Source organism: Neisseria sp. P0022.S010 (assembly GCF_051956635.1).
Map to the genome: position 1 here is coordinate 1 of NZ_JBQCXF010000657.1, position 1499 is coordinate 1499.

Genomic DNA, 1499 nt, shown 5'->3' on the forward strand with positions numbered 1-1499 from the left:
GGCAGCCTGCTCCTCGATATTACCAACGGCGCATGGCACGGCATCGATATGGACAGCATTCTGAAAAACGGCATCTCTTCGGAAAAAATCGACAACAGCAACCTCAAAACCCCTTTCCATCATTTCACCCTCAATAGCGAAATTGAGAAAGGCATCAGCCATCATATCAACACCGAACTGTTTTCCGACAGCCTGCACGTTGTCAGCAGCGGCTATACCGATTTGAATACCCAAAAGCTGTCCGAAAACCTGCTTATCAGCAATGTACTGCAGCCAAAAAACAAACCGATTCCTCTCAAAATCGGCGGAACCGTGCAAAACCCTTCCATTACCCTTGATTACAGCCGCTTGACCAATGGCATGAACACACCGGCAGAAAAACAAAAAGTCCTGCAAGAAACCATACAAGAACAATGGAAGTGGCTCAAACCACGCTAGGTTTTCAAATCAAAGGCCGTCTGAAATCCAAAAAGTTTCAGACGGCCTTTTAACAGATACATTGTCAGAATAAGATGTTTACTTAGAAATGACTATATACGCAATCAGTGCAACAATGATGACAAACCATATGGCCAACATTATCAAGCCTTTTTTGGAGAGTTTTCTTTTTCTCCAATCGAGCCTCAATATTTCTATCGTACCCTTAAACATCGCCCCAATCATTTCCATCACGATTTGAAGTATAAATTCCAATAGAAATGACATCTACAAGCCCAAACTCTCCCAAATCTCATCGATTTTGGCCGTAACGGCAGGGTCTTTTTTGATTACTCGTCCCCATTCGCGGTCGGTTTCGCCCGGCCATTTGTTGGTCGCATCCAAACCCATTTTGCCGCCAAGTCCGCTGACGGGGCTGGCGAAGTCGAGGTAGTCGATAGGTGTGTTTTCCATCAAAACAGTATCGCGTACGGGATCCATGCGCGTGGTTACCGCCCAGATGACTTCTTTCCAGTCGCGCACATCCACATCGTCATCAACTACGATGATGAATTTGGTGTACATAAACTGGCGAAGGAACGACCAGCAGCCCATCATCACGCGCTTGGCGTGTCCGGCGTACTGTTTTTTCATGCTGACCACCGCCATGCGGTAGGAGCAGCCTTCGGGCGGCAGATAGAAATCGGTGATTTCGGGGAACTGCTTTTGCAAAAGCGGGACGAACACTTCGTTCAACGCCACGCCCAAAACGGCGGGTTCATCGGGCGGTTTGCCTGTGTAGGTGGAGTGGTAAATCGGGTTTTCACGCATGGTAATGCGCTCAACCGTAAACACAGGGAAATGATCCTGCTCGTTGTAATAGCCGGTGTGGTCGCCGTATGGGCCTTCCAACGCGGTTTCGTTTGGATGAATCACGCCTTCCAATACGATTTCTGCACGGGCAGGCACTTGCAAATCATTGCCGATACATTTTACCAGCTCCGTCCGCGAACCACGCAACAGTCCGGCAAATTGGTATTCGCTCAAGGTATCGGGTACAGGCGTTACCGCTCCGAGAATAG

Annotated in this window: 2 protein-coding genes; one reads left to right on the forward strand and one right to left on the reverse strand. The window is 48.5% G+C overall.

Annotated features, from left to right (window positions below; genetic code table 11):
* On the forward strand, positions 1-438 hold a 438-nt coding region (locus ACTHUT_RS20410; protein ID WP_440419628.1), incomplete at its 5' end, for an AsmA family protein.
* Positions 439-705: 267 nt separating this feature from the next.
* On the opposite strand, the gene ACTHUT_RS20415 is transcribed toward ACTHUT_RS20410, so the two are convergent.
* Positions 706-1499: UbiD family decarboxylase (locus ACTHUT_RS20415; protein WP_440419629.1), on the reverse strand; the 794-nt coding region annotated here is incomplete at its 5' end.